We start from the raw sequence: 21,412 nt of genomic DNA on the forward strand, positions 1-21,412 counted from the left end.
AATTTTTCAAGAAGAAGCGCGCACATAAGTAAGTATACATTCAGGAGGCGCAAGGCGGAGGAAAGTAATCATCCGGTAGAACCGCGACGTGTTCATCTTCTCTTAAGGCGCTCGATTTAAACCAGCTCCTATTGACCGCTAATTGGCGGCCTGGCTCTCGTGTTGGCGGGGCAGATGATCTGCTCCTTTCGGCCCATGACGCTGTCGGGATGCTTTTCCCCCGACAGCGAAACAAGGCGCCGCTCCGCACGACGGTGTTTTCGCAAAACCCGCACTCGTGGCTCGAAGCCCTCACCGCAACGGTTTCCGGCGGGGCCCTTCGCGCCGGACCGACCATGCCGCCTGACGGACGCGCGTCCGCATGGGCTGGCCGGGCTGCGACACGAGCAGATCCAAACCTTTCAGGGGCTGGCCAATGACCTCGATCATCAACTCGCTTTCCGCCAAACAGATCGCGCTTCTTTCGACCGACACGGTCTCTAAGCTGACGACCGACGACATCGCCGCAATGAAGACCGCTCAGGTCGCCGCCTTGTCGTCGACGCAGCTGGCGGCGCTGTCGACGGATGATTTGCGCGCCTTCACGACCCAGCAGTTCTCGGCGATAAGCGCCAGCGCGATCGCGGGGCTCACCAGCGTTCACATCAGCGCCATGACCACCGCCGAGGTGGCCGCGCTCTCGACCGCGCAGCTCGCGAAGATCGTCGCCTCTTACATTGACGACCTCTCCACCGATCAGGTCGCCGTGATGACGACGGCGCAGATCGCCGCCCTGTCGACGTCGCAGGCCGCCGCCATGGAGACGGCGGACGTCGCCGTCTTGACCGGGGCGCAGGCCGCCGCTTTCAGCGCCAAGAGCCTTGCGGCTCTGTCGACCGACCAGGTCGTCGCTTTGACGACCGCCGCCATCGCGGGTCTGACAACGACGCAGATCAAGGCCCTGACCTCGACCCAGATCAGCGCGCTCTCCACCGACCAGGCGGCGGCGCTGACGACGACCCAGATCGCCGCCTTCGCCTCCTCTCAGATCGGCGGCCTGACGACGGACAGCGTCGCGGCCCTTTCGACCGGGCAGATCGCGGCGCTTGCGTCGAAGACCGTCTCCGGTCTGACGTCCGCGCAGATCGTCGCGATCTCGACCGATCAGGCGGCGGCGCTGACGACCGCGCAGGTCGCTTCTCTCACGACGGCTCAGGCCGCCGCGCTCGAGACGGCGGACCTCGCGGCGCTCTCCACCGCGCAGACCGCGGCCCTGTCCAGTAAGGACATTGCGGTTCTCTCGACGGATCAGGTCTCCGCGATTGAAACGGCTGACCTCGCCGCCCTCTCGACGGGTCAGATCGGCGCGCTCACGACGGCGCAGATCGCCGTGCTCTCGACCGATCAGGTCGCGGCGCTGACGACGACCCAGATGAGCGCTCTGTCGTCCAAGCAGATCGCCGCCCTGACGACGACGGACCTCGCCGCGCTTTCGACCGCCCAGATCGCCGCGATCAAGACCGCCGCAATCGCCGGTCTCACCACCGCGCAGGTGGGCTCCATCTCGACCGATCAGGCGGCGGCGCTCTCGACTGCGCAGGTCTCCGTGCTGTCGACGAGCCAGGCCGCCGCGCTCTCGACCGACAGCATCGTCGCTTTGTCGACGGGCCAGTTCGCGGCCATGACCGCCAAGGATCTCGCCGCGCTCGTTTCGTCGCAAATCGCCGCCATCGAAACGACGGACCTCGCCGCGCTGTCCAGCACGCAGATCGCCGCCTTCACCACGGCGCAGATCGCCAATCTGTCCACCGGCCAGGCGGCGGCCCTGACAACGGCGCAGATCGCAGCGTTTTCCTCCACGCAGGTCGGCGCGCTGACCACCGACGACATCGCCGCGCTGTCGACGGCCCAGATCGCCGCCGTGAACGCCAAATCCGTGGCTGGCCTGACCACGGCGCAGATCGCCGCCTTCACCACGGATCAGGCCGCCGCGCTCACGACTGCGCAAGTGGCCGCGCTGTCGACCAAGCAGGCCGCCGCGCTCGAGACGGCCGACCTCGCGGCGCTCTCCACGACGCAGATTGCGTCGCTCTCCAGCAAGGGCGTCGCGGCGTTGACGACCGACCAGGTCGCGGCCATGGAGACCGCCGATCTCGCGGTTCTGTCGACGGGCCAGATCGGCGCGCTGACAAGCGCGCAGGTCGCCGCTTTGTCCACGGATCAGGCCGCCGCCCTGACCACGACGCAGCTTAGCGCCCTGTCCTCGAAGCAGCTCGGCGCCTTGACCACTGACGGGGTCGGCGCGCTGTCGACGGGTCAGGTCGCCGCGCTCAGCTCAAAGGCCTTCGCCGGCTTGACGACGGCTCAGGTCGCAAGCTTCTCCACCGATCAGATCGCCGCCCTGAGCACCGCCCAGATCGGCGCCCTGTCGACGAGCCAGGCGGCCGCTATTGAAACGGCCGACATCGCCGCGCTCTCGACCGGCCAGATCGCCGCGCTCTCCTCCAAGGGCGTCTCGGTGCTGACCACGGATCAAATCGCCGCGCTCACCACGGCGGAGGTCGCGGCGCTCACCACGGCGCAAATCGGCTCCCTGACCACCGTGCAGATCGCTGCGCTCTCGACCGATCAGACAGCCGCGCTGACCACCACGCAGGTTTCGACGCTTTCGTCGAAGCAGCTCGGCGTGCTGAAGACCGACGACGTCGTCGCGCTGTCGACGGATCAACTCGCGGCAGTCAACTCCAAGTCGCTGGCCGGTCTCACCACGGCGCAGGTCGGCGTGATTTCGACGGCGCAGGCCGCCGCGCTCACGACGGCGCAGGTCGCCTCCCTGTCGTCGACACAGATTGGCGCTTTGTCCACTGACGACGTCGCCGCGCTGTCGACCGCCCAGCTGGCGGCGGTCGGCGTCAAGGCTTTCGCCGCCCTGACGACGGACCAGATTGTCGCCATCTCGACGGATCAGGTCGCCGCCTTGACGACGGCCCAGATCGCCGCGCTGACGACGGCTCAGGCGGCCGCGATCGAAACGGCCGACCTCGCGGCCCTCTCCACCAGCCAGATCGGGGCGTTGACGACGAAGGGCCTCGCGGCGCTCTCGGCGCTGCAGATCCTCGCGCTCGAAACCGCCGACGCGACTGCGCTGTCGACGTCGCAGGTCGCCGCGCTCACAACGACTCAGGTCGCCGCGCTCTCGACGGACCAGGTTGTCGCATTGACGACCAGCCAGATCGCCGCCTTGTCGTCGGGCCAGCTCGCCGCGCTGACGACGGCGGACGTCGCGGCGCTCTCTACGGCGCAGGTCGCCGCGCTGAGCACGCGCGCTCTCCCGGGCCTGACCAGCGATCAAGTGGTCGCCCTCTCGACCGACCAGGCGGCGGCGTTGACCACCGCCCAGATCGCAGGCCTCTCGACGGCGCAGGCTGCGGCGATCGAGACGACCGACCTCGTGGCGCTGTCGACGTCCCAGATCGCCGCCTTGAGCAACAGGAGCGTCGCGGCGCTGACGACGGATCAGGTCGCCGCTCTGTCGACCGCTGAGGTCGCCGCGCTGAGCTCCGGCCAGACCGGCGCGCTGACGACGGCGCAGATCGCCGTGCTCTCGACCGATCAGGCCGCGGCGCTGACGACGACCCAGGTCGCGACGTTCTCCTCGGCGCAGCTCGGCTCCCTGACGACCGACAATCTGGCCGCGCTCTCGACCAGCCAGGTCGCCGCCGTCAAGGTCGCCTCGCTCTCCGGCCTCAACGCCAATCAGGTTGGCGCGCTGTCGACCGGCCAGGCCGCCGCGCTGACGACCGCGCAGGTCGCCGCTCTGTCCTCGACCCAGCTCGGCGCGCTGGAGACGGACGACGTCGCGGCGCTGTCGACGAGCCAGGTCGCCGCCGTGTCGGTTTCGGCGCTTGCCGGATTGACGACGAATCAAGTCGTCGCGCTGTCGACCGATCAGGCCGCCGCGCTCGGCACGGCGCAGATCGCCGCCCTCTCGACGGCCCAGGCCGCGGCAATCGAAACGGCCGACCTCGCCGTCTTGTCAACGGCGCAGGTCTCCGCGCTGAGCACAAGAGCGGTGGCGATCCTCTCGACGGATCAGATCGGCGCCCTGACGACGACAGAGCTCGCGGCGTTCAAGACGAGCCAGATCGGCGCGTTGACGACGACCCAGCTCGGGGCGCTCACCACCGATCAGTCCGCGGCGTTGTCCACGTCGCAGGTCGCCACATTGTCCTCGGCGCAGATCGCCGGGCTGTCGACGGCGAGCCTCGCCGCTCTCTCGACGGGCCAGATCGCCGCCGTCACCACCGCGGCGGTGGGCGGCCTGACGACCGACCAGATCGGCGCGCTCTCGACCGCTCAGGCAGCGGCGCTCACCACGGGTCAGGTTGGGGCGCTCTCCACGGCGCAGGCGGCCGCCCTGACGACGGACGACATCGCGGCGCTGTCGACGGCTCAGTTCGCCGCCTTCAGCGCAGCCGACGTCGCCTCCTTGCTGACGACCCAGATCGCGGCGGTCACCACCTCCCAGGTCGTGGCCCTGACCACGGCTCAGGCGGCGGCGCTGACCACCGAGCAGGTCGAGGCCCTCTCGACGGACCAGGCCGCCGCGCTGGAGACGACCGACCTCGCGGCGCTGTCGTCCAGACAGATCGGCGCGCTGGAAACGGCGGATTTCGCCGCGCTGACGTCGAGTCAGCTCGGCGCGATCAGCACCTCGGGCCTCTCCGGTCTCACGACGGACGACATCGGCGCCTTAAGCACCGCGCAAGCCGACGGCTTTACGTCTTCTCAGCTGCAGGCGCTGAACGGCGACATACTGAACGCGCTGTTTAGGCTCTACAACGGCTGACGCGCCTCTAGCGAAGATCGCAGCGCCGGCGGAGCACCCGATCCGCCGGCGCCTCTTGTAGCGTCGTGCGTCGCGTTGGTCGTCTTTCGCCAAACGATGGGAACCGCATGCTCGCGCCCGCAACGTCTCCCGAAGCTATCGCGCAATTCTTCCAGCAGGAAACCGAAAAGGCGCGGTCGGGCCAGCAGCCGCTCGCCGAGCTGTTTGGCGCCGCCGAGACCCTGTCTTCGGCCAACCAGCCTCGGCTCACCGTCGAGCTTTACAAGATTTGGATCGCATTCAGCGACGCCAATCCGCTCGCATATATGGCCTATTTCAACCTCGCCATTCTTCTGCGCCGCCTCGACGATCACGCCGGCGCCATCAATGCGCTTGCCGAATGCGCGCGTCTCGAGCCGAAGTTCTGGCAGGCGCGCATAAATCTCGGCCGCGTCTTCGAAGACAGCGGCTTCCTCGTCAAGGCGCTGGAACAGTGGAATCTCGCCGTCGCCGGCCTTTCCGGCGTGACCGCCGAGACGCTGAAGCTGAAACTTCTCGCGCTCCAGCAGTCGGGTCGGGTGCTCGAGGCGGCGGAAAGGTTCGACGCGGCGGAACACATGCTCAAACAGGCGATGGAGCTCCGACCCGATCTGACCGAATCGACCCAGCACTGGCTGGCGCTGCGTCAGCGGCAGTGCAAATGGCCGGTCGCCGCGCCGTCCGAATATGTCACGAAGCGCCAGCTCCTCGACGGAATGTCGCCGATTTCGCTGGCGCTTTTCGCCGACGATCCGTTGTTTCAGCTCGCCAAGGCCTATCGTTATAATAAGACGCTCGTGGGACGCCCGACGATCCGCCCGCTGCGCTCGCCTGCGGAATGCGGAGAAACCGCGGGGGAGCGGCTGCGCATCGGCTATGTCTCTTCCGATCTCCGAGAGCACGCCGTCGGCTTCGCGCTGGTGGAGCTTTTCGAATTACATGATCGAAGCAAGTTTGAAATTTTCGCCTATTACTTCGGCGACGACAGGCCGGCCGATGAAACGCAGGCGCGTTTCAAGGCGGCCGTGGATCACTGGACCGACATCGCCAAACTCGATGACGACCGCGCGGCGATGGAGATCGCTGAGGACCGGATCGACATTCTGGTGGATCTCAACGGCTACACCAAACATGCCCGCGCCGGCGTCTTCGCGCGGCGGCCGGCGCCCGTTATCGTGAACTGGTGCGGCTATCCCGGCACGATGGGAAGCCCGTATCACCATTATCTCATTGCCGACGCGCATATCGTTCCGCCGGAAAACGAGCTCTACTATTCGGAAAAAGTCTTGCGGCTCGCCTGCAATCAGCCGCTCGACCGCAAGCGGAAGATCGCATGGGACGCGTTGACGCGCGCCGACGAAGGATTGCCGCAGGACGCCTTCGTCTTCTGCTGCCTCAACGGCATGCAGAAGATCACGCCGGAAATGTTTTCGCTCTGGATGACGATCCTGCGCGAAACGCCGGAGTCGGTGTTGTGGCTGCTCACGGGCGCGCAGGCGGTCGACGACAGGCTGCGCGAGCTCGCTGCGCAAAGCGGGGTGGCGCCTGAACGCCTGCTGTTTGCGCAAAAGCGGCCCAATGCGCAGCATCTGGCTCGCATGGCTCTTGCCGATCTCTTTCTTGATAGTTTTCCCTATGGCGCGCATTCCACGGCGGCCGACGCGCTCACCGCCGGCGTGCCGGTTCTGACGCGCCCGGGTCGCAGTTTCGCTGCGCGCTTTTGCGCGAGCGTCACGCGTGCGGCCGGCCTCGACGCGCTGGTGTGCGCGACCTTCGACGAATACGTGCAAAAGGCGATCGCCATCGGCTCTGATCGAGGCCTCGCCCAGCGTTATCGCGCACAATTGGCGCAAGGCCGGGATGCGAGCGTGCTGCGCGACATGAACGCCGCCGCGCGGCGCCTCGAGGAGCTCTATTGCGACATGCGGGACGCGCGTGACGCCGATGCGCTTCCCGTCCCGGACCTCGCCAATCTCGACGTCTATTACGAGATCGGCGCCGAACTCGAGATCGAGCGGGCGAATCTGCTCGACGACGCCGCTTATTTCGCCGCCTATCATGAAAAGCTCGAAGAATGGTCGCGCCGCGCGCCTTTGTCGCCGGATGCGCGGCTGTGGCGGCGCTGATCCTTTAAAAAAATCCCAGCATCTAGAAAAGGACGATTCGCATGTTGGAGACGCTTGCGCCGCGCCCGCCGAAGACGATTCTCGTAACATTCGCCGGCAGGCGGGACCGCATGTCGCTCTTGACGCGCTATGTCGATCGCGCGATCGCCGAGGGTCTGATCGACGAATGGCATGTCTGGGATTTCAGCCGCAACGCGGCCGACCGCCTGTGGCTCCGTCAGCAATTTCCGATGACGCAGGCGACGCCCAGCAATAGCTTGGAGTATTTTCGTCGTCCCGAACGGGTGACGCTTGCCGGAAAGCAATGCGCCTTGCGTTTTTCTGTCTACGCCCAGAGCGACGTCCACGTAGCCTTGCGCCCCCTGGGCGGGGACGGCCCAAGCTATGAATTCGTGCTCGGCGGCTGGAACAATCAGGCGAGCGCCCTGCGGCTTTTCGACGATGCGGCGCAACTCGTCGATGTGGCGAGGCGCGATCCCTTGCATCGGCCGCTCGTGGTCTCGGCGACGCCGGGCCTCTTGCCGGAATTTGGATTCGCCGCCGCTGAACTATCTCTCCACGCCGACGAAGTCAGGGTTTCGGTGCAGGAAAAGGAAGCTTTGCGCGCCAAGATCGCGATCGCGCCGGGAGATTATGAGCTGCTCTATCGCACCGGCTTCGGCTCGAACGGCGAGTGGCTCTTCAACGAAACAGAAAGGTCGCCCGCGCGTCTCTTTGTCAGAGGTCCGACCGCCGATTATCCGCCCGGGGCCATGTTCTACACGAACGCCTATCAATATTATGGCGCCAATCGCGATCGCTACGGCGGCGACGTGTTTTTGAAATGCGATGACGACGTCGTCTACATGGACCTCGCGCGGCTTCGGGAGTTCATTGAATTTCGCCGCCGCAATCCGCAGTTTTTCCTGGTCAGCGCCAATGTCGTCAACAATGGCGTCTGCGCCTATTTCCAGCAGATGAGCGGCGCCGTCCCGCAAGATTTCGATGTCTTCGAGATGCCGCCGGGCGGCATGTGCGGCTCGTTATGGGCGAGCGGGGCGAAAGCGCAGCGGCTTCACGACCTCTTCTTGAGCAATCCTTCCGCTTTTCGCGACGCGGCCCGCGCGGCCATTCCTTGGCGAGAAAGGATCAGCATCAACTTCGTTTCCTGGCTCGGCGCCGATCTCGTTCACATTCCAGACATCATGACCGATGACGAGCATGACCTTTGTTACGGGGTGCGCAAGCGGGCCCGGAAACTAAATTGCATTTACCCCCGCTTCGTCGCCGCGCATCTCTCCTTCTGGAAACAGGACGCCGAGATGGACGTCGACGCCGTTCTCTCGCGCTATCGGCAACTCGCCGCGCGGGAACTCGAAGCGCCGGCTTACGCCGCTTGACAGGCGACAAAAAACGAGCAGTTGGCGCGTCAAGGCATTTCTTACGCGCGTCCGGCGAAACCAACGCTCCCTCGCCGGCGTTAAGGCCGCACCTTGGAAAACGCAGGAGCGAGCCATGGTGAAGCTACCCGAACTCAACCGCCACATGGTGGGCGTTTCGGCGATCGCGTTGGCGCTGCTTGGCTTAGGTTATCTTGCCAATATGGCGGGCGACAATCGTCGGGTCGCGAGCCTCTTAGACCGAGGCGCGTCCATGCCGGTTAATGAGACTTCGCCCTCCGAAACGAACTTCCTCTCCATGCTCAAGAACATTCCGCCCAACGCATTCGGATCGGCTGCGTCTGGCGGAAATTCGGACAAGTCCGTCTCGAGCTCGGGGGACTGGACGCCAGACGAATGGCGCGTTGCGGCGGACGCCGTCGCGCGGGCGCGCTCGGGGGCCAAAGGCCAGCCCGCGAACAAACAAGCCGCCCACGCCAGCGCCTCAGGCATCGTGTGGCGGCCGCCCGAGGAAATTGCGAGTCGTAACGACGCGCGGTGAGCGCGGCGCCGCTCGCAGACCGGCAGTCTGGCGCTTTCTGCGCCGGGCTGCTTTCTTGCGACCCCACCTTGCGATAACCTGCTTCTCTCCCGAGCGCCGCGCAGCGTTCAGGGGATGACTGGCCGAGACTATAAGTAGAACTATCTAGGTCTCCATCTTTACCGCGTTGCAGGGATTCGCCATGCGCGACGACCAGCAGGAATTGCGCGACACCGCCGCCCGCCTGAAAGCCGTGCTCGACGGCGCCCTCGACGGCATCATCGCGATCGACGAAGCCGGGATCGTTCAATCAATAAACCCCGCGGCGATCAGATTATTCGGCTATCCGAGCGACCAGGTGGTCGGACAAAACGTCAAGATGCTGATGCCGGAGCCCTACCGCGGCAGCCACGACCAATACATCAAGCGTTACCGCGAAACGGGAGAGGCCAAGATCATTGGCATCGGGCGAGAGGTGGTCGGGCAGCGTAAGGACGGCTCCACTTTCCCGATGGATCTCGGAATCAGCGAGGTCAGGGTCGCGAATAATCGCATCTTCATCGGCGTCGTGCGCGACATTACGGAGAGAAAGCAGGCGGACCAGCGCGCCAAGCTCCTTCTCGCCGAGGTCAATCATCGCGCCAAGAACCTGCTCGCCGTTGTTCAGGCGGTGGCGCGGCAGACGGCGAAAAAATCGGAGCCGAGCCTGTTCGCCAAAGCCTTTGGCGAACGCATTGCGGGTTTGGCGGCAAGCCACGATCTGCTGGTGAGATCCGAATGGGCGGGCGTCGACGTGGGCGACCTGGCCGCGTCACAACTCACGCATTTCGCCGACGTCATCGGCAAACGTGTGCGCCTGAATGGTCCCAAAGTGCAGGTGACGCCTGCCGCGGCGCAAGCCATCGGGATGGCGTTGCATGAGCTGGCCACCAATGCGAGCAAACACGGGGCGCTGTCAAATGCCCAGGGGTCGATCGACGTGGATTGGCGCGAGGCCGACGTTAGCGGTCAAGAAACGTTCCAGATGAGCTGGTCGGAGCGTGGCGGCCCTAAGGTCACGCCGCCAGAGCGAAACGGTTTTGGCCGCACGGTCATCGTCGACATGATCAAGCATACGCTCGGCGCGCAGGTTTCGCTTTGCTTCGCAGACGCGGGCCTGACGTGGACGATGGTCGCTCCTGTCGACCGCGTTTGCCGGCTACAATCTTCACAGACAGATCCGCAGCCCCCCGAAAATCGAGCGCTCGCATGCGCGTCTTGATTGTGGAAGACGAGTTTCTGATCGCCATGGACACGGAGGCCGTGCTGGAAGACGCCGGCTGCGAGGTCGGCGGCGTCGCGGCGACCGTGCAGGAGGCGCAGCGCCTCATCGACGGGAACGGATGGGACGCCGCCGTTGTCGACGCAAATCTCAACGGCGTGAGCGCCGAGCCTGTGGCGGCGCGCTTGCGGCAGCGGGGTGTTCCCTTTGTCGTGATGTCCGGCTATGCGCCCGACCACATGACGGGCGCGCTCGCGCAGGCCCCCTTCCTGTCGAAACCCAGCGAGCCCAACTCCCTGGCGTCGGCCGTGCTCGCGCTGCACAAATGACCGCCGCCTCGGCAGCGTCGGCCGGGTGTGACAATAACCGTAACCTTATTGAATTTACTTGCTTTCTGCCTTCGGCGCGTGCTTTGGAGGGCCCGCCCGACATACCGGAGGCGGCAAAGTGTCTATCTCTGAACTCGAAGACCAATTCGCGAAGTCGCTCGGGAAAAAACTCGAGGATCTGACAGATGAGGAGCATGAAGCCTTCGGCGTCATGATCGCCCAGGGGCTGCGGGAAGCGGCAGCAAAGGAGGCGAAGGACAAGACCTCGCGCTAAGGCTAGTGGCGGAGAGGGAGGGATTCGAACCCCCGATACAGTTGCCCGTATGCCGCATTTCGAGTGCGGTGCTTTCAACCACTCAGCCACCTCTCCGCGGCCCGATCCCGCGTGACCGGCGGGATCCTGTGTGGTGCGCTGCCAATAGCATGCGGGGGCGCCCGCAATCAAGCTCCCCCGATGGCGCGCAGCGTCGCGGCGAGGCCCGGCGAACAGCCTTTTTTTCCAAAGCCTAAAGCTTTTTTTGAAGACCTCGAAACAGCATTTGCGTTCTTGGCCGTCATGAATATAGTGCGCGCCACTGGAGGGGTGGCCGAGTGGTTGAAGGCGCACGCCTGGAAAGTGTGTATACGGGAAACCGTATCGCGGGTTCGAATCCCGCCCCCTCCGCCATGTCCCGACTCTCGCGCCGATAGGCTGCCTTCGCTCGTCTTGGCCCCATGCGGCGGGCCTCGGCGGCGCTCGTCTGCGCCTTTCCTTTCTCATCAGGTTTTTGGCATGATGGCGCTCCAGGGCGCGAGGGTGCGGTCTCGTCCCAGGCTTGCAAGAAGAACAAGCTCGAGCTTCGTACGGCGAGGCGAGCAAAGAGAGCCTGCCGCCATAATGAACATTCTCGGAATCAATTCCGTCTTTCACGAATCTGCGGCCGCGCTTGTGGTCGACGGGAAGGTTGTGGCCGCGTGCGAAGAGGAGCGCTTTTCGCGCATCAAGCACGCTAAGGAGGCCCGGGTCGACAATCCGCATGAGATGCCCGAGCAGGCGGTGCGCTCTTGTCTCGATTCTGCGGGCCTGCGTCCTTGCGACGTCGATATCGTCGCCTATTCCTTCGAGCCTGGACTGAGGCGCCGGAAGTTTCATCCCGAATGGTGGCCCGACGTCGGCCTCGAAGCGGCGTTCCTTCGCGGGCTCGACCAGATCGACGACGCCGTCGCCCGGTTGATGGGGCGGCGCCTCGGCAAGGCGCTCAAATTCGTGCCTCATCACCTCGCGCACGCCGCCTCGGCATATTATCCGTCGGGCTTCGACAAGGCAGCCATTTTGGTCGTCGACGGCATCGGCGAGGCCGATTGCTCGATGCTCGCGCGCGGCGAGGGCAATCATATCGGCGTCATCGCGAGCCTCTCCTATCCCCACTCGCTCGGCTTCGTATGGGAGCATGTAAGCGTCTATCTCGGCTTTTCGCCTCACGACGCCGCAAAGGTCATGGGCTTGGCCGCCTATGGCGACCCGGCGGTCTTTCGGCGCGCCTTTGGGTCAATCATCCAGATTGGCGAGCAAGGCTACGCCGTGGATCGCGAGGCGATCGGATTCCATTCGCTCGAGCCCCGCGGCCTCGATGCGCTGTTCGGGCCGAGGCGGGCGCCGGACGGCGACTTTCTCCCCCATCATATGAACGTCGCCGCCGCGCTGCAGGACGCGACGGACCTTGCGATGCTCGCGCTGGCGCGCCGTCTGGCGCGCGAATCAGGCGGCGGCGCCTTATGCCTCGCCGGCGGCGTCGCGCTCAACTGCGTGACGAATGCGCGTCTCGCGCGCGCCGGCGTGTTCAGCGACATCTTCATCCCCTCGGCGCCGCATGACGCAGGGACGGCGATTGGCGCGGCGCTCGTCGCCCATTGCGCTGAACCCGGGGCGAAGCGCCCGATCGGCGGCGCGACGCCTTATCTGGGCCCCGAATACGACGAACGTGATGCGCTGGCGGCGATCCGCGCCGCCGGACTGAAGCCCCGCAAATGCAAGGATGCGCCGCTGGAGGCTGCAGAAATGATCGCCGACGGCAATATCGTCGGCTGGTTTCAGGGGCGTATGGAGTTCGGGCCGCGCGCGCTCGGCAACCGCTCGCTGCTCGCGGATCCCCGCCGGCCGGATACGCGGGCGATCCTCAATCAGCGGGTCAAGCACCGTGAGGACTTCCGTCCCTTCGCCCCGAGCGTCCTCGCCGAACACGCCGACGACTGGTTCGAGATCGGCCCGCCGTCGCCCAGTCACGAATTCATGCTCTTCGCCTGCCCGACGAAGCCAGGTCGCGCGGCGCGCATCCCGGCCGTCGTCCACGAAGACGGCACCGCGCGCGTTCAGATCGTGCGGCGGGCGGCGAACCCGCGTTATCACGCGTTGATCTCACGATTCTACGAGCGCACCGGCGTGCCGCTCGTGCTCAACACCTCCTTTAACGACAGCGAACCGATCGTCTGCACGCCGGCGCACGCCGTCGCGACTTTTCGGGGCGCGGGTCTCGACGCCCTGTTCATCGGCGACGTTTGCGTGACGTCCGAGAGTTGAGCGGCAAGCGGTTCGGGCTGCGGAAAGTCGCTGCGCCCAAAATGTTGATTCGCTAGCGTAACCTGGTCAACCAGCCGAGCAGGGGCATTGACGGCGCGGGGTCGGGTGCTAGACTAACTTCGTTGGGGTCGCGGGTTTTTATCTTTTTGCGGAGGTAGGGCAATGGCGCGTTCATCGGACCACTCTCGGAACCCGCATCGAGGAAAAAAGGCCCTTGGCGTCATCGGCGTATCCTTCTCCCTCGCAGGGGCGGCCTGCGCCGAGAGCAGCCCGGCGGAGGCCGCGACCGAGCCGACGACCAGCAATACGCGCCTCATGGACATGGATCTTCACGAGCAGGAGGTCTTCGACGTCGGCTTGAGCTCTTTCCGTCTGTTCGATCGCGAAGACGTCAAGGAAGCCAAGCCCGAAACCGTCGCCTGGTGGGGATGGGGCTGTCGCGGCTGCAGGGGATGCTGGGGTTGCAGAGGCTGTCGAGGCTGCAGGGGATGCGGGGGCTGCAGAGGCTGCAGGGGCTGCGCGGGCTGAGGTCGGCCTCAGGATAGATCGAGATCGCCGTTGGATAGAGCTGCGTCGCGCTGGGAATGACTCGGCGCGGCGGGCAGGCGCGTCTCATCGTTGACGGGCGGGGCTCCAGAAGGCGCGCGTTCGCCGCTGAACTTTTTCAGTACAGGCTTTTCCGGTCCAGGCTTTTTCGGTCCAAGCGTCGCGAAACAAATGGGGGCTGGCGGTCGACAGATGACGATGGAAGCGCCCGCGCGGCAATTCGAGGGACGTGTCGGCGGAGCGTTCAGGTTTTCGCCGAATTACTCGGTCTATATCCTTCCGCCCGACGTCGTCTGCCTCTATTCCGAGAACAGGAAGTTCTTCCTGCGCGGCGCGCTGTATTGCGCGCTCGCGGAGCGGATCGGGGCGGGCGAGGATGAGGCCTCGATCGTTCATGCGCTTGCCGCGGACTTTCCGGTCGCCAAGATCGAGGAAGCGCTTCGGCGGCTCATCGATCGTCGCTTCGTCGTCGCTTCCGACGTCGCTCAGGACGCAACAGCCGCCTATTGGGCGAGCATGGGTCTCAATCCGGCCGCTGCGGTCGAGAATCTGCAGAATGTCGGGGTTGCGATCGAACCGCTGGGAGTCCATGGAAAAGACGAATTCGCAGAGGCGTTGCGCGGCTTCGGCGTCAGGGTGGCTGACGGCGAGGGCGATCTGACGGTTGCGCTCGTCGGCGATTATCTCGACGAGCGGCTCGCCGAATTCAATCGCCGGCGGCTCGAGGAAAAGAGGGACTGGCTGCCCGTTCAGCCGACAGGACTGTTTCCGCTCGTCGGCCCGATTTTCAGTCCTGGTAAAAGCGCCTGCTGGAGATGCCTCTCCGACCGGATGAAATGGAACCGTCAGGTCAAGGCGTTTCTGGATCGCAAGGCGGCGCGCTGCGTCTCGGCGTCGCCGCTTGGCGCAGCGTCGCTCGGGCGAAGCGGCGTCTCGCTCGCGGCCGCCGAAATCGGCAAGGCCATCGCCAGCGGTTTTCGCACCGACCTTGGCGAGCATATCGTGAGCCTCGACATGCTGGGCTCCGAAGTGGCGCGCCATTATGTGCCGGCGCGCCCGCAATGTCCGGTCTGCGGCGGCGCGGCGCTGCGTGATCCGGAACGCACGCCCGTTCCCATTCGGCTGCGCGCCGGCGGCAGGATCATCGTGACGAGCGGCGGCTACCGATCCATGACGCCGGCGGAGACGGTCGCTCGCCATCGCAAGCATGTCAGCCCGCTCACGGGCGTCGTGTCGCATCTCGAGCGGATCAGAAGCGACCAGCCGCTCGACGCGAGTTTCGTCGCGCGCCATAATTTCTCGCCTTGTCCGGAGACGGTCGACGCATTGCAGGCGGGATTGAGCGGCGACAGCTATGGCAAGGGCAGCACGGCGGAGCAGGGCGAAGCCAGCGCGCTCATGGAGGCGATCGAACGCTATTGTGGAATTTTCCAGGGCGACGAGATCAGAATGACGCGCCGCTTCGTGGATTTCGACGCCGGCGAGGCGATCCATCCCGAAGAAATCATTCACTATAGCGACGCGCAATATGAGGAGAGCGCGCAAGGATGCTGCTCCGGCGACGGGGCGCCGCGCCGTTTCGATCCCTTGGCCGAGACGGAATGGTCGCCCGTCTGGTCGCTGCGCGACCAACGCTTCAAGCATGTCCCGACCGGGCTTTTGTACTTCTTCCATGAATCTGGCTGCGCGAGCCAGTTCAGCGCCGACTCGAATGGCTGCGCGGCCGGCAATACGATCGAAGAGGCGATCCTTCAGGGGTTTTTGGAGCTCGTGGAGCGGGACGCGTACGCCATCTGGTGGTATAATCGTTTGCGGCGTCCCGGGATTGATCTCGACGCGCTCGGCGACAGCTACGTCTGCGACCTGCGCGCCGCTTTTGCGGCGATGGGTCGTGACGTCTGGGCGCTGGACGTCACAAACGACATCGGGATTCCGGTCGTCATCGCCGTGGCGCATTGGACGGAAGACGGGCGCGAGTTCATCGAAGTCGCCGCGGGGGCGCATTTCGATCCGCGCATTGCGACGCTGCGGGCGATGACGGAACTCAACCAGTTTCTCGCGATCGAGCGGCTGCGCGGCCGCCCGGAAGAGACGGGCGACGATTACGGAAACGATCCGCTGCCCCTGCGCAAGCACGCCTATCTGCGCCCGGAGGGGACAGCGGGTTTTGAGCGTTCGCCGTTCAAGGATTTCGTGACGCACGACCGGCGCGAGCAGGTGCGCGCCTGCGTCGCGCATATGGCAAAGAAGGGCTTCGACTTTCTCGTCCTCGATCAGACGCGGCCCGATATCGAGGTTCCGGTGGTGCGGGTGATCGCGCCGGGCTTGCGGCATTTCTATCGTCGCTTCGGACCGGGCCGGCTCTATGACACGCCGGTCGCGCTCGGGCTACGAAAGCGGCCGACGCGGGAACGCGATCTCAATCCTTTGTATCCACGGACCTGAACTTGAGCGACGATCAGCCGCCAGCGCCCGCATTGCTCCTTGCCAAATTGGGTCCCGGCGTTTCCTTGGAGGAGGCGGCGGGCGGCGTTCTAAAGGCGCGTTTCGACCGCGAGTCGCTGGTTCTGGGCAAGTTCAGCGCCAACGCTGCGCGCCGCGCCGGGCAGCTTGCCACGGGCGTCTCGCTCTCTCGCCTTCACGAGACTGACACTCCCGAGGAAAAAGAGCTGCGGGGGCTCATCCAGCGGCTCGCCCTCTACGGCCTTGTCGAATATCGTCTCGCCCGCGGTCCCGAGGCGCCGGACATTGTCGTGATCGAACCGCAGATGCGCGATTACCAGCCGAGCCTCCAGAAGCTCGATCCGGCGCGTTCCTACGTTCTGTCGCGCTTTGCCTTCCTGCGGCGGCGGGGCGAGGATCTTGTGCTGGAATCGCCTCTTGCCGGCGCTGTGATTCGACTGTGCGACCCGCGTGTCGCGACCGCCCTTGCGCGCCTCGCGACGCCACAGACGCTCGCCGACCTTCGCGGCGCGCCGGAATTTTTTGGAGAAGAGTTCCTCGCGCTGCTCGTCCACAGCGCGATGGCTTTCGCGCCTGATCCCGCCAAAGGCTTACGCAGGAGCGAAGGCGACGGCGATCTCGCTTTGTGGGAATTCCACGATCTCCTCTTTCATATGCGCAGCACCAACGGCCGCCACGCCAATCCAACGGGCGGCCTCTACGCCCATGCGAATCTCGCCCCGCAGCCGCCTGCGGTGCGACCGGCATGGCCAGGTCAGGCGATCGCCCTCGAGGCGATTGCGGATGCGAAAGGGTCCGCCGTTGCGGCGCTGCTGCGCCAGCGGCGGTCCGAACGCGTCTTCGATGACGCGCATCCCATCACGCTCGCCGAGGTCGCGCGCTTTCTCGACGGCGCGGCGCGCATCGTTGCACGGCAGAAGCTGAGCGAGGCGTACGGCGAGGAGATGGAGATCGCCGCGCGGCCTTATCCTTCAGGCGGCGCCAGCTATGAGCTCGAGCTTTATCTCGCCGTCGACACATGCGAGGGGCTGCCGCGGGGTTTCTATCACTACGACGCGGATCGACACGCGTTGGTCTCGATCGAGGTGACCGAACGCCAGCTCGACGCGATGATCGATGATGGACAATTTGCGATGGGCGCGCCCCGGCGGCCGCAGATCATGATCACGATGGCGGCGCGCTTCGGGCGCGTGTCATGGAAATATAGCGGCTTCGCCTATTCTCTGGTCTTGAAGCATGTGGGCGTCGTCATGCAGACGCTTTATCTGATGGCGACGGAGATGGAGCTCGGGGCCTGCGCCATCGGCGTCGGCGACATCGACCTCTTCGCGCGGATGACCGCGCTGCCGTTCCATGTGGAAGGCGCGGTGGGTCAGATGGCGATTGGCCGCGCCGCCGCGCAGGGCCCGCCATGACGCGCGAAGATGGGTAATCGAGACAAGGCTCAATCTGCGCAGGGCGCCGTAGACGCCCAGACGCGGCGCGGCTTTCTTGTCAGCGCCGGCGCCTGTGCGGCGTCCGCGACTTTGGGCGGTCCTGCGCGGGCCGCGGCCAGCGAGACGGCTTCGTCGCAATGGGATTACCGCTGCGCCGGCGAACTCGCCGCGGCGCTGCGCGATCGGCGCATCTCGGCGCTGGAGCTCGTCGACGGCGCCATCGCGCGGATCGAGGCGCTGGACGCGTCCATCAACGCCGTGCCGGTGCGCGACTTCGATCGCGCTCGCGCAGCGGCGCGAGCGGCGGATGCGGCGCTGGCGCGGGGCGAAACCGGCGCTTTGCTCGGCGTTCCTGTTACTGTAAAGGAGTCCTTCAATGTCGCCGGCCTGCCCACCTGCTGGGGCGATCCGCGCTTCAGACGCTTCACGCCGAAGGAAGACGCTCTCGCCGTTGCAAGGTTGAAAAAGGCCGGCGCCGTCATCCTCGGCAAGACCAATGTGTCGCAATGGCTGAGCGATTGGCAGAGCGACAACAGCGTCTATGGAACGACCAACAATCCTTTCCATCTCTGCCGCACGCCGGGCGGATCGTCGGGCGGTTCGGCGGCGGCGCTGGCGGCGGGTTTTGGCGCGCTGTCGCTTGGCTCCGACATGGGCGGCTCCCTGCGCGAACCGGCGCATGATTGCGGGATCTACGCCCATAGGCCGACGCCGGGCCTCGTCCCGCGCCGGGGCCATGCGTTTCCCGATACACCCCCTTTGCCGGTTGAGCACGATCTCGCCGTTATCGGCCCGATGGCGCGCTGCGCCGCCGATTTGGCGCTGGCGCTCGACATTGTCGCCGGGCCGGACGAGATCGGCGCGGGCGTCGGCTACAGGCTCGCCTTGCCGCCGCCGCGCCATGAGAAGCTCAGCGACTTTCGCGTGCTCATCATCGATCGTCATCCGCTCGGCCCAACGGGAAGCGACATCAGTCTGGCGCTCGCGACATTGGCCGAACGTCTCGGGCGCGCCGGCGCGGCCCTCGCCGACAGGCGCGCCTTGGCGCCCGACCTTGCGCAGGCGACGCGCCTTCACGTGCGTCTGCTCTCCGCCTATTGGGGCGCGGGTCTTCCTGTTGCCGCCTACCGAAGGCTTTATGGCGCCGCCGACGCCGTTTCCCCGTCCAATCGCAGCCTCGCGGCCGAACGCGCGCGGGGCGCGGTCTTGAGCTTTCGCGAATGGCGCGGCCTCGAGGCCGAGCGCGCTGAACTGCAGCAAAAATGGCGCGAACTCTTTCGCGACGTCGACGTCGTGCTCTGTCCGGCCGCTCCAACCACCGCTCTTCGACACGACCATTCGACGCCGCTCGAGGCGCGACGCGTGCGGGTCGACGGCAAGCCTGTCTCCTATCTCGACGCTCATACGATCTGGGCGGCGCCGGCGACCATCGCGGGACTGCCGGCGACCGTGGCGCCGATCGCGCAGGACGGCTCCGGCCTGCCGATCGGCGTGCAGATCATTGGTCCGTCTTACGAGGATCGAACCGCCATCGCCTTCGCGACGCTGGTCGAACGCGCCTTCGGCGGCTTTACGCCGCCCACGATGAAGACGTTGCGGCTTTCCTGCGCGAAAGATGGGATCAATGCGCCATCGGCGGGGCGGCGCCGAGCGGCGCGCGCCGCAGGATCATGGCGAGCGGAATAACGAGGGCGGCGAGCAGCATCAGCGTGTGGAAGACGTCGATGTAGGCGAGCAGCGACGACTGCATTTCGAGCTGCCGCCCGATCCATTGTGTCGCCTGCCGCTGCGCGAGCGACGCCGAACCGCCGAGCGAGAGGAAATAGTCGATGAGGCGCTGCAGCGTCTGCTGATAGTGCAAATTCGAGGGGATCGCGGCGTCGGCGAGTCTGCTCATGTAGCTTCGACGCCCTCGACGGCGTTCTTGCGCCGCGCCTGTTCCTGCTGGAGCGTCGAGGATGCCTGCTGCTGGCGCTGCACCGTGCCTGTGCCGCGTTGCACGAGGGTCTGCGAGCGCTCGGCTTCCTGCTGCGCAAAGCGCAGCGCCGCTGCAGATTGCGCAACATTTGCCGACAGGAAGATGACCAATGCGCGCCGCCGCGTGCGTTGCGCGGGGGCCTCCGCCGTCACATCGACGGCGTCGCCTGAACGCCTGGCGTCAATCGCTCTTGTTTCTGTCATGGATAAGGCGCCTCGCCCTCACTCAACTAATGTGGCGAGGCCGGAAACCCATGCGCTGACATTATTTCAGCGTATAAAGATAGGCGGCGATGTCGCGGCTCTGCTCGGGGGAAACGCCCATATTGGGCATCACATTGCCAGGAACGATTTTCTGCGGGTCCTGCAGCCAGGCCTCGAGATTTTCCGGCGTGTTTCGCAAGACGCCAGCAATGTATACCCGCCGTCCAATGCGGTTGAGCGGCGGGCCGACAAGCCCGTTCGCGCCATTGACGCCGGGAATGGTGTGACAGGCGCCGCAGCCAATCGCCGCAATCTCCTGCGCGCCTTTTTGCGGGTCGCCGCCCGTTGCATCGCTCGCCGCCGCCGTGGCGGCGAAGCGCTTCGGCGTGACGTCGTCGCATCCGGCGAGCGACAGGGAACATAAGACAAAGACGAGGGCCGCCCCTCCGCCTCGGCTTCTACGAGACGCGCGTCGCTCCGCTTCGCTGATCCAGCCCGAAAGCAGCGCCAGAACAGCGATAAGATAGGCGAGCCCGCCCGGAATCCACATGACGAGTCCAGCGAGCTGCTGGTCTTCGAGCGGCGTCAGTCCGAGGCGTGCGGCCTGCGCCGCGTCGATCTGATAGAGCGGCCGCGACGACAGGGCGATGAGGGCGCCTGGCAGGCCGCTCAGCAGCGCCGCGCTCGCAACAAACAGCAACCGCGCGCCATGGCCCAGCGCATGTGCGCGCGCGGGCGCGAGAACGACGGACCAAAAGCCATAGGCGCCAAGAAAGAAGCTGGCGTGCTCCAGCGCATGAGCCGCCTCGTTGCGCAGCCCCCAGGCGTAGAGGGCCGGCAAATGCCACAGCAGAAAGAGTCCCGTGAACCACAGCCAGAGCGCTACGGGCGCCGCGACGACCGCCGATATTTTCAGGGCGGAGGACAGCGCCGGGGCGGGAAGCGTCGGCGACAAGGCGTAGACAGCCGCCTGTGACGTTTTTGCCGCGACGAACAGCGGCGCGCAGACCAGCATTAACGCGAGATGCTGCGCCATATGCGTCGAAAACAGACGCTCGCCCCATGCGCTGGCTGGCGAAGCGACGACAGCGTAAGACAGGAGAAGCGCGACTGCGCAATATCCGATGTGCCGGGCCGTAATGACGCGTCCGAAGGCGCCTTTTGCAGCGATTCTTTGGACGCCGCGACCGTAGACGAGAGCGACAAGGGCAAGGATCAAAAGCGCGAGCGGATGGGGAAACGCGGGCGCAGCTTCGTGCCCGGGATCTGCGAGGACTTCTCCGGGCGCCGCCAAGGCGACGAGGCAAAGGAGCGCGGCTAGCTTCCGCATCCCGGAACTCCCACCGCCGCAACGGTTCCAAAAATTATTTGAAGGATGAACCACACCCCCGACCACACGCCCCAAATAGCGAAGAAGCGTGTTCGGCCCTCTCCGGCCTCCACCAAATGCGCATGGCCCCCGGCCGCCTCTTCGCTCACGCGCCGCCAGATCACATAAGATACGATGGTCGCCGCGATCGCGATCGCCAAGGCGAGCAAATTGATGGCGAGGAGTTCAGCGTGCAGCGATCCCCAGATCGGCGCGGATTTCGGCGCCTCGCGTGGAAAACAAGCCTCGCTCGCGAGACCATAGTTTATGAGGAGCTGTGCGGACCAGGCGAGCGGCGCGGCGAGAAGCGCCGAAAAAAGCACAGAGTCGGAGACGCGGCTCCGATGCGGCGCCGGATGCTCGACTCCATAAGCGTCCATGATCTCTCTGGGCATTGGC

16 protein-coding genes and 2 tRNA genes are annotated in these 21,412 nt (G+C 65.5%); 13 read left to right on the top strand and 5 right to left on the bottom strand.

Annotated features, from left to right (window positions below; all coding sequences use genetic code 11):
- Positions 1 to 415 precede the first annotated feature (415 nt).
- From RVU70_RS10550 to RVU70_RS10580, 7 genes are all read left to right on the top strand, one after another.
- The gene (locus tag RVU70_RS10550) at positions 416 to 4,828 is read left to right on the top strand and encodes a hypothetical protein (protein WP_363346009.1); all 4,413 of its coding nucleotides are present in this window, start codon (positions 416 to 418) and stop codon (positions 4,826 to 4,828) included.
- A gap of 107 nt (positions 4,829 to 4,935) precedes the next feature.
- Complete coding sequence (locus tag RVU70_RS10555; RefSeq protein ID WP_363346011.1) at positions 4,936 to 6,972, top strand: glycosyl transferase; 2,037 nt, start codon at positions 4,936 to 4,938, stop codon at positions 6,970 to 6,972.
- Positions 6,973 to 7,013: 41 nt separating this feature from the next.
- Positions 7,014 to 8,351, top strand: coding sequence for a hypothetical protein (locus RVU70_RS10560; protein WP_363346013.1), 1,338 nt, complete (start codon positions 7,014 to 7,016; stop codon positions 8,349 to 8,351).
- A gap of 115 nt (positions 8,352 to 8,466) precedes the next feature.
- Positions 8,467 to 8,892: a hypothetical protein gene (locus tag RVU70_RS10565; protein WP_363346015.1), complete on the top strand. Its 426-nt coding sequence runs from the start codon at positions 8,467 to 8,469 to the stop codon at positions 8,890 to 8,892.
- Positions 8,893 to 9,094: 202 nt separating this feature from the next.
- Positions 9,095 to 10,132, top strand: a complete 1,038-nt coding sequence (locus RVU70_RS10570; RefSeq protein ID WP_363346017.1) for a PAS domain S-box protein — start codon at positions 9,095 to 9,097, stop codon at positions 10,130 to 10,132.
- Entirely contained in the window at positions 10,120 to 10,461 is a 342-nt protein-coding gene (locus RVU70_RS10575; protein WP_363346019.1) for a response regulator, read from the top strand. The genes RVU70_RS10570 and RVU70_RS10575 overlap by 13 nt, the downstream gene beginning before the upstream one ends.
- 118 nt (positions 10,462 to 10,579) lie before the next feature.
- Positions 10,580 to 10,735 carry a hypothetical protein gene (locus tag RVU70_RS10580; protein ID WP_363346021.1) on the top strand — a complete coding sequence of 52 codons (156 nt, stop codon included), beginning with the start codon at positions 10,580 to 10,582 and terminating at the stop codon, positions 10,733 to 10,735.
- A gap of 6 nt (positions 10,736 to 10,741) precedes the next feature.
- Here RVU70_RS10580 and RVU70_RS10585 read toward each other — a convergent pair.
- Positions 10,742 to 10,831 (bottom strand) — tRNA-Ser (locus tag RVU70_RS10585).
- Positions 10,832 to 11,038: 207 nt separating this feature from the next.
- Here RVU70_RS10585 and RVU70_RS10590 point away from each other — a divergent pair.
- From RVU70_RS10590 to RVU70_RS10615, 6 genes are all read left to right on the top strand, one after another.
- Positions 11,039 to 11,128 (top strand) — tRNA-Ser (locus RVU70_RS10590).
- A gap of 210 nt (positions 11,129 to 11,338) precedes the next feature.
- A complete protein-coding gene (locus RVU70_RS10595) occupies positions 11,339 to 13,018 on the top strand; it encodes a carbamoyltransferase C-terminal domain-containing protein (RefSeq protein WP_363346023.1) in 1,680 nt (559 codons plus the stop codon).
- Positions 13,019 to 13,180: 162 nt separating this feature from the next.
- Positions 13,181 to 13,546, top strand: a complete 366-nt coding sequence (locus RVU70_RS10600) for a hypothetical protein (RefSeq protein WP_363346025.1) — start codon at positions 13,181 to 13,183, stop codon at positions 13,544 to 13,546.
- Positions 13,547 to 13,756: 210 nt separating this feature from the next.
- Positions 13,757 to 16,009 carry a TOMM precursor leader peptide-binding protein gene (locus RVU70_RS10605; RefSeq protein WP_363346027.1) on the top strand — a complete coding sequence of 751 codons (2,253 nt, stop codon included), beginning with the start codon at positions 13,757 to 13,759 and terminating at the stop codon, positions 16,007 to 16,009.
- Positions 16,010 to 16,011: 2 nt separating this feature from the next.
- Positions 16,012 to 17,442: a SagB family peptide dehydrogenase gene (locus RVU70_RS10610; RefSeq protein ID WP_363346029.1), complete on the top strand. Its 1,431-nt coding sequence runs from the start codon at positions 16,012 to 16,014 to the stop codon at positions 17,440 to 17,442.
- A gap of 9 nt (positions 17,443 to 17,451) precedes the next feature.
- Positions 17,452 to 19,149, top strand: a complete 1,698-nt coding sequence (locus tag RVU70_RS10615) for an amidase (protein WP_363346031.1) — start codon at positions 17,452 to 17,454, stop codon at positions 19,147 to 19,149.
- Here RVU70_RS10615 and RVU70_RS10620 read toward each other — a convergent pair.
- The 4 genes from RVU70_RS10620 to RVU70_RS10635 form a co-directional block, all read right to left on the bottom strand.
- Complete coding sequence (locus RVU70_RS10620; protein ID WP_363346033.1) at positions 19,085 to 19,360, bottom strand: hypothetical protein; 276 nt, start codon at positions 19,358 to 19,360, stop codon at positions 19,085 to 19,087. The two genes, RVU70_RS10615 and RVU70_RS10620, sit on opposite strands and share 65 nt — an antisense overlap.
- Complete coding sequence (locus tag RVU70_RS10625; RefSeq protein ID WP_363346035.1) at positions 19,357 to 19,644, bottom strand: hypothetical protein; 288 nt, start codon at positions 19,642 to 19,644, stop codon at positions 19,357 to 19,359. The genes RVU70_RS10620 and RVU70_RS10625 overlap by 4 nt, the downstream gene beginning before the upstream one ends.
- A 61-nt stretch (positions 19,645 to 19,705) precedes the next feature.
- The gene (locus tag RVU70_RS10630) at positions 19,706 to 20,974 is read right to left on the bottom strand and encodes a cytochrome c oxidase assembly protein (protein ID WP_363346037.1); all 1,269 of its coding nucleotides are present in this window, start codon (positions 20,972 to 20,974) and stop codon (positions 19,706 to 19,708) included.
- The gene (locus tag RVU70_RS10635; protein ID WP_363346039.1) at positions 20,962 to 21,408 is read right to left on the bottom strand and encodes a hypothetical protein; all 447 of its coding nucleotides are present in this window, start codon (positions 21,406 to 21,408) and stop codon (positions 20,962 to 20,964) included. The genes RVU70_RS10630 and RVU70_RS10635 overlap by 13 nt, the downstream gene beginning before the upstream one ends.
- Positions 21,409 to 21,412 lie beyond the last annotated feature (4 nt).

Origin of the sequence: Methylocystis echinoides (genome assembly GCF_040687965.1) — a bacterium.
GTDB lineage: Bacteria > Pseudomonadota > Alphaproteobacteria > Rhizobiales > Beijerinckiaceae > Methylocystis > Methylocystis echinoides_A.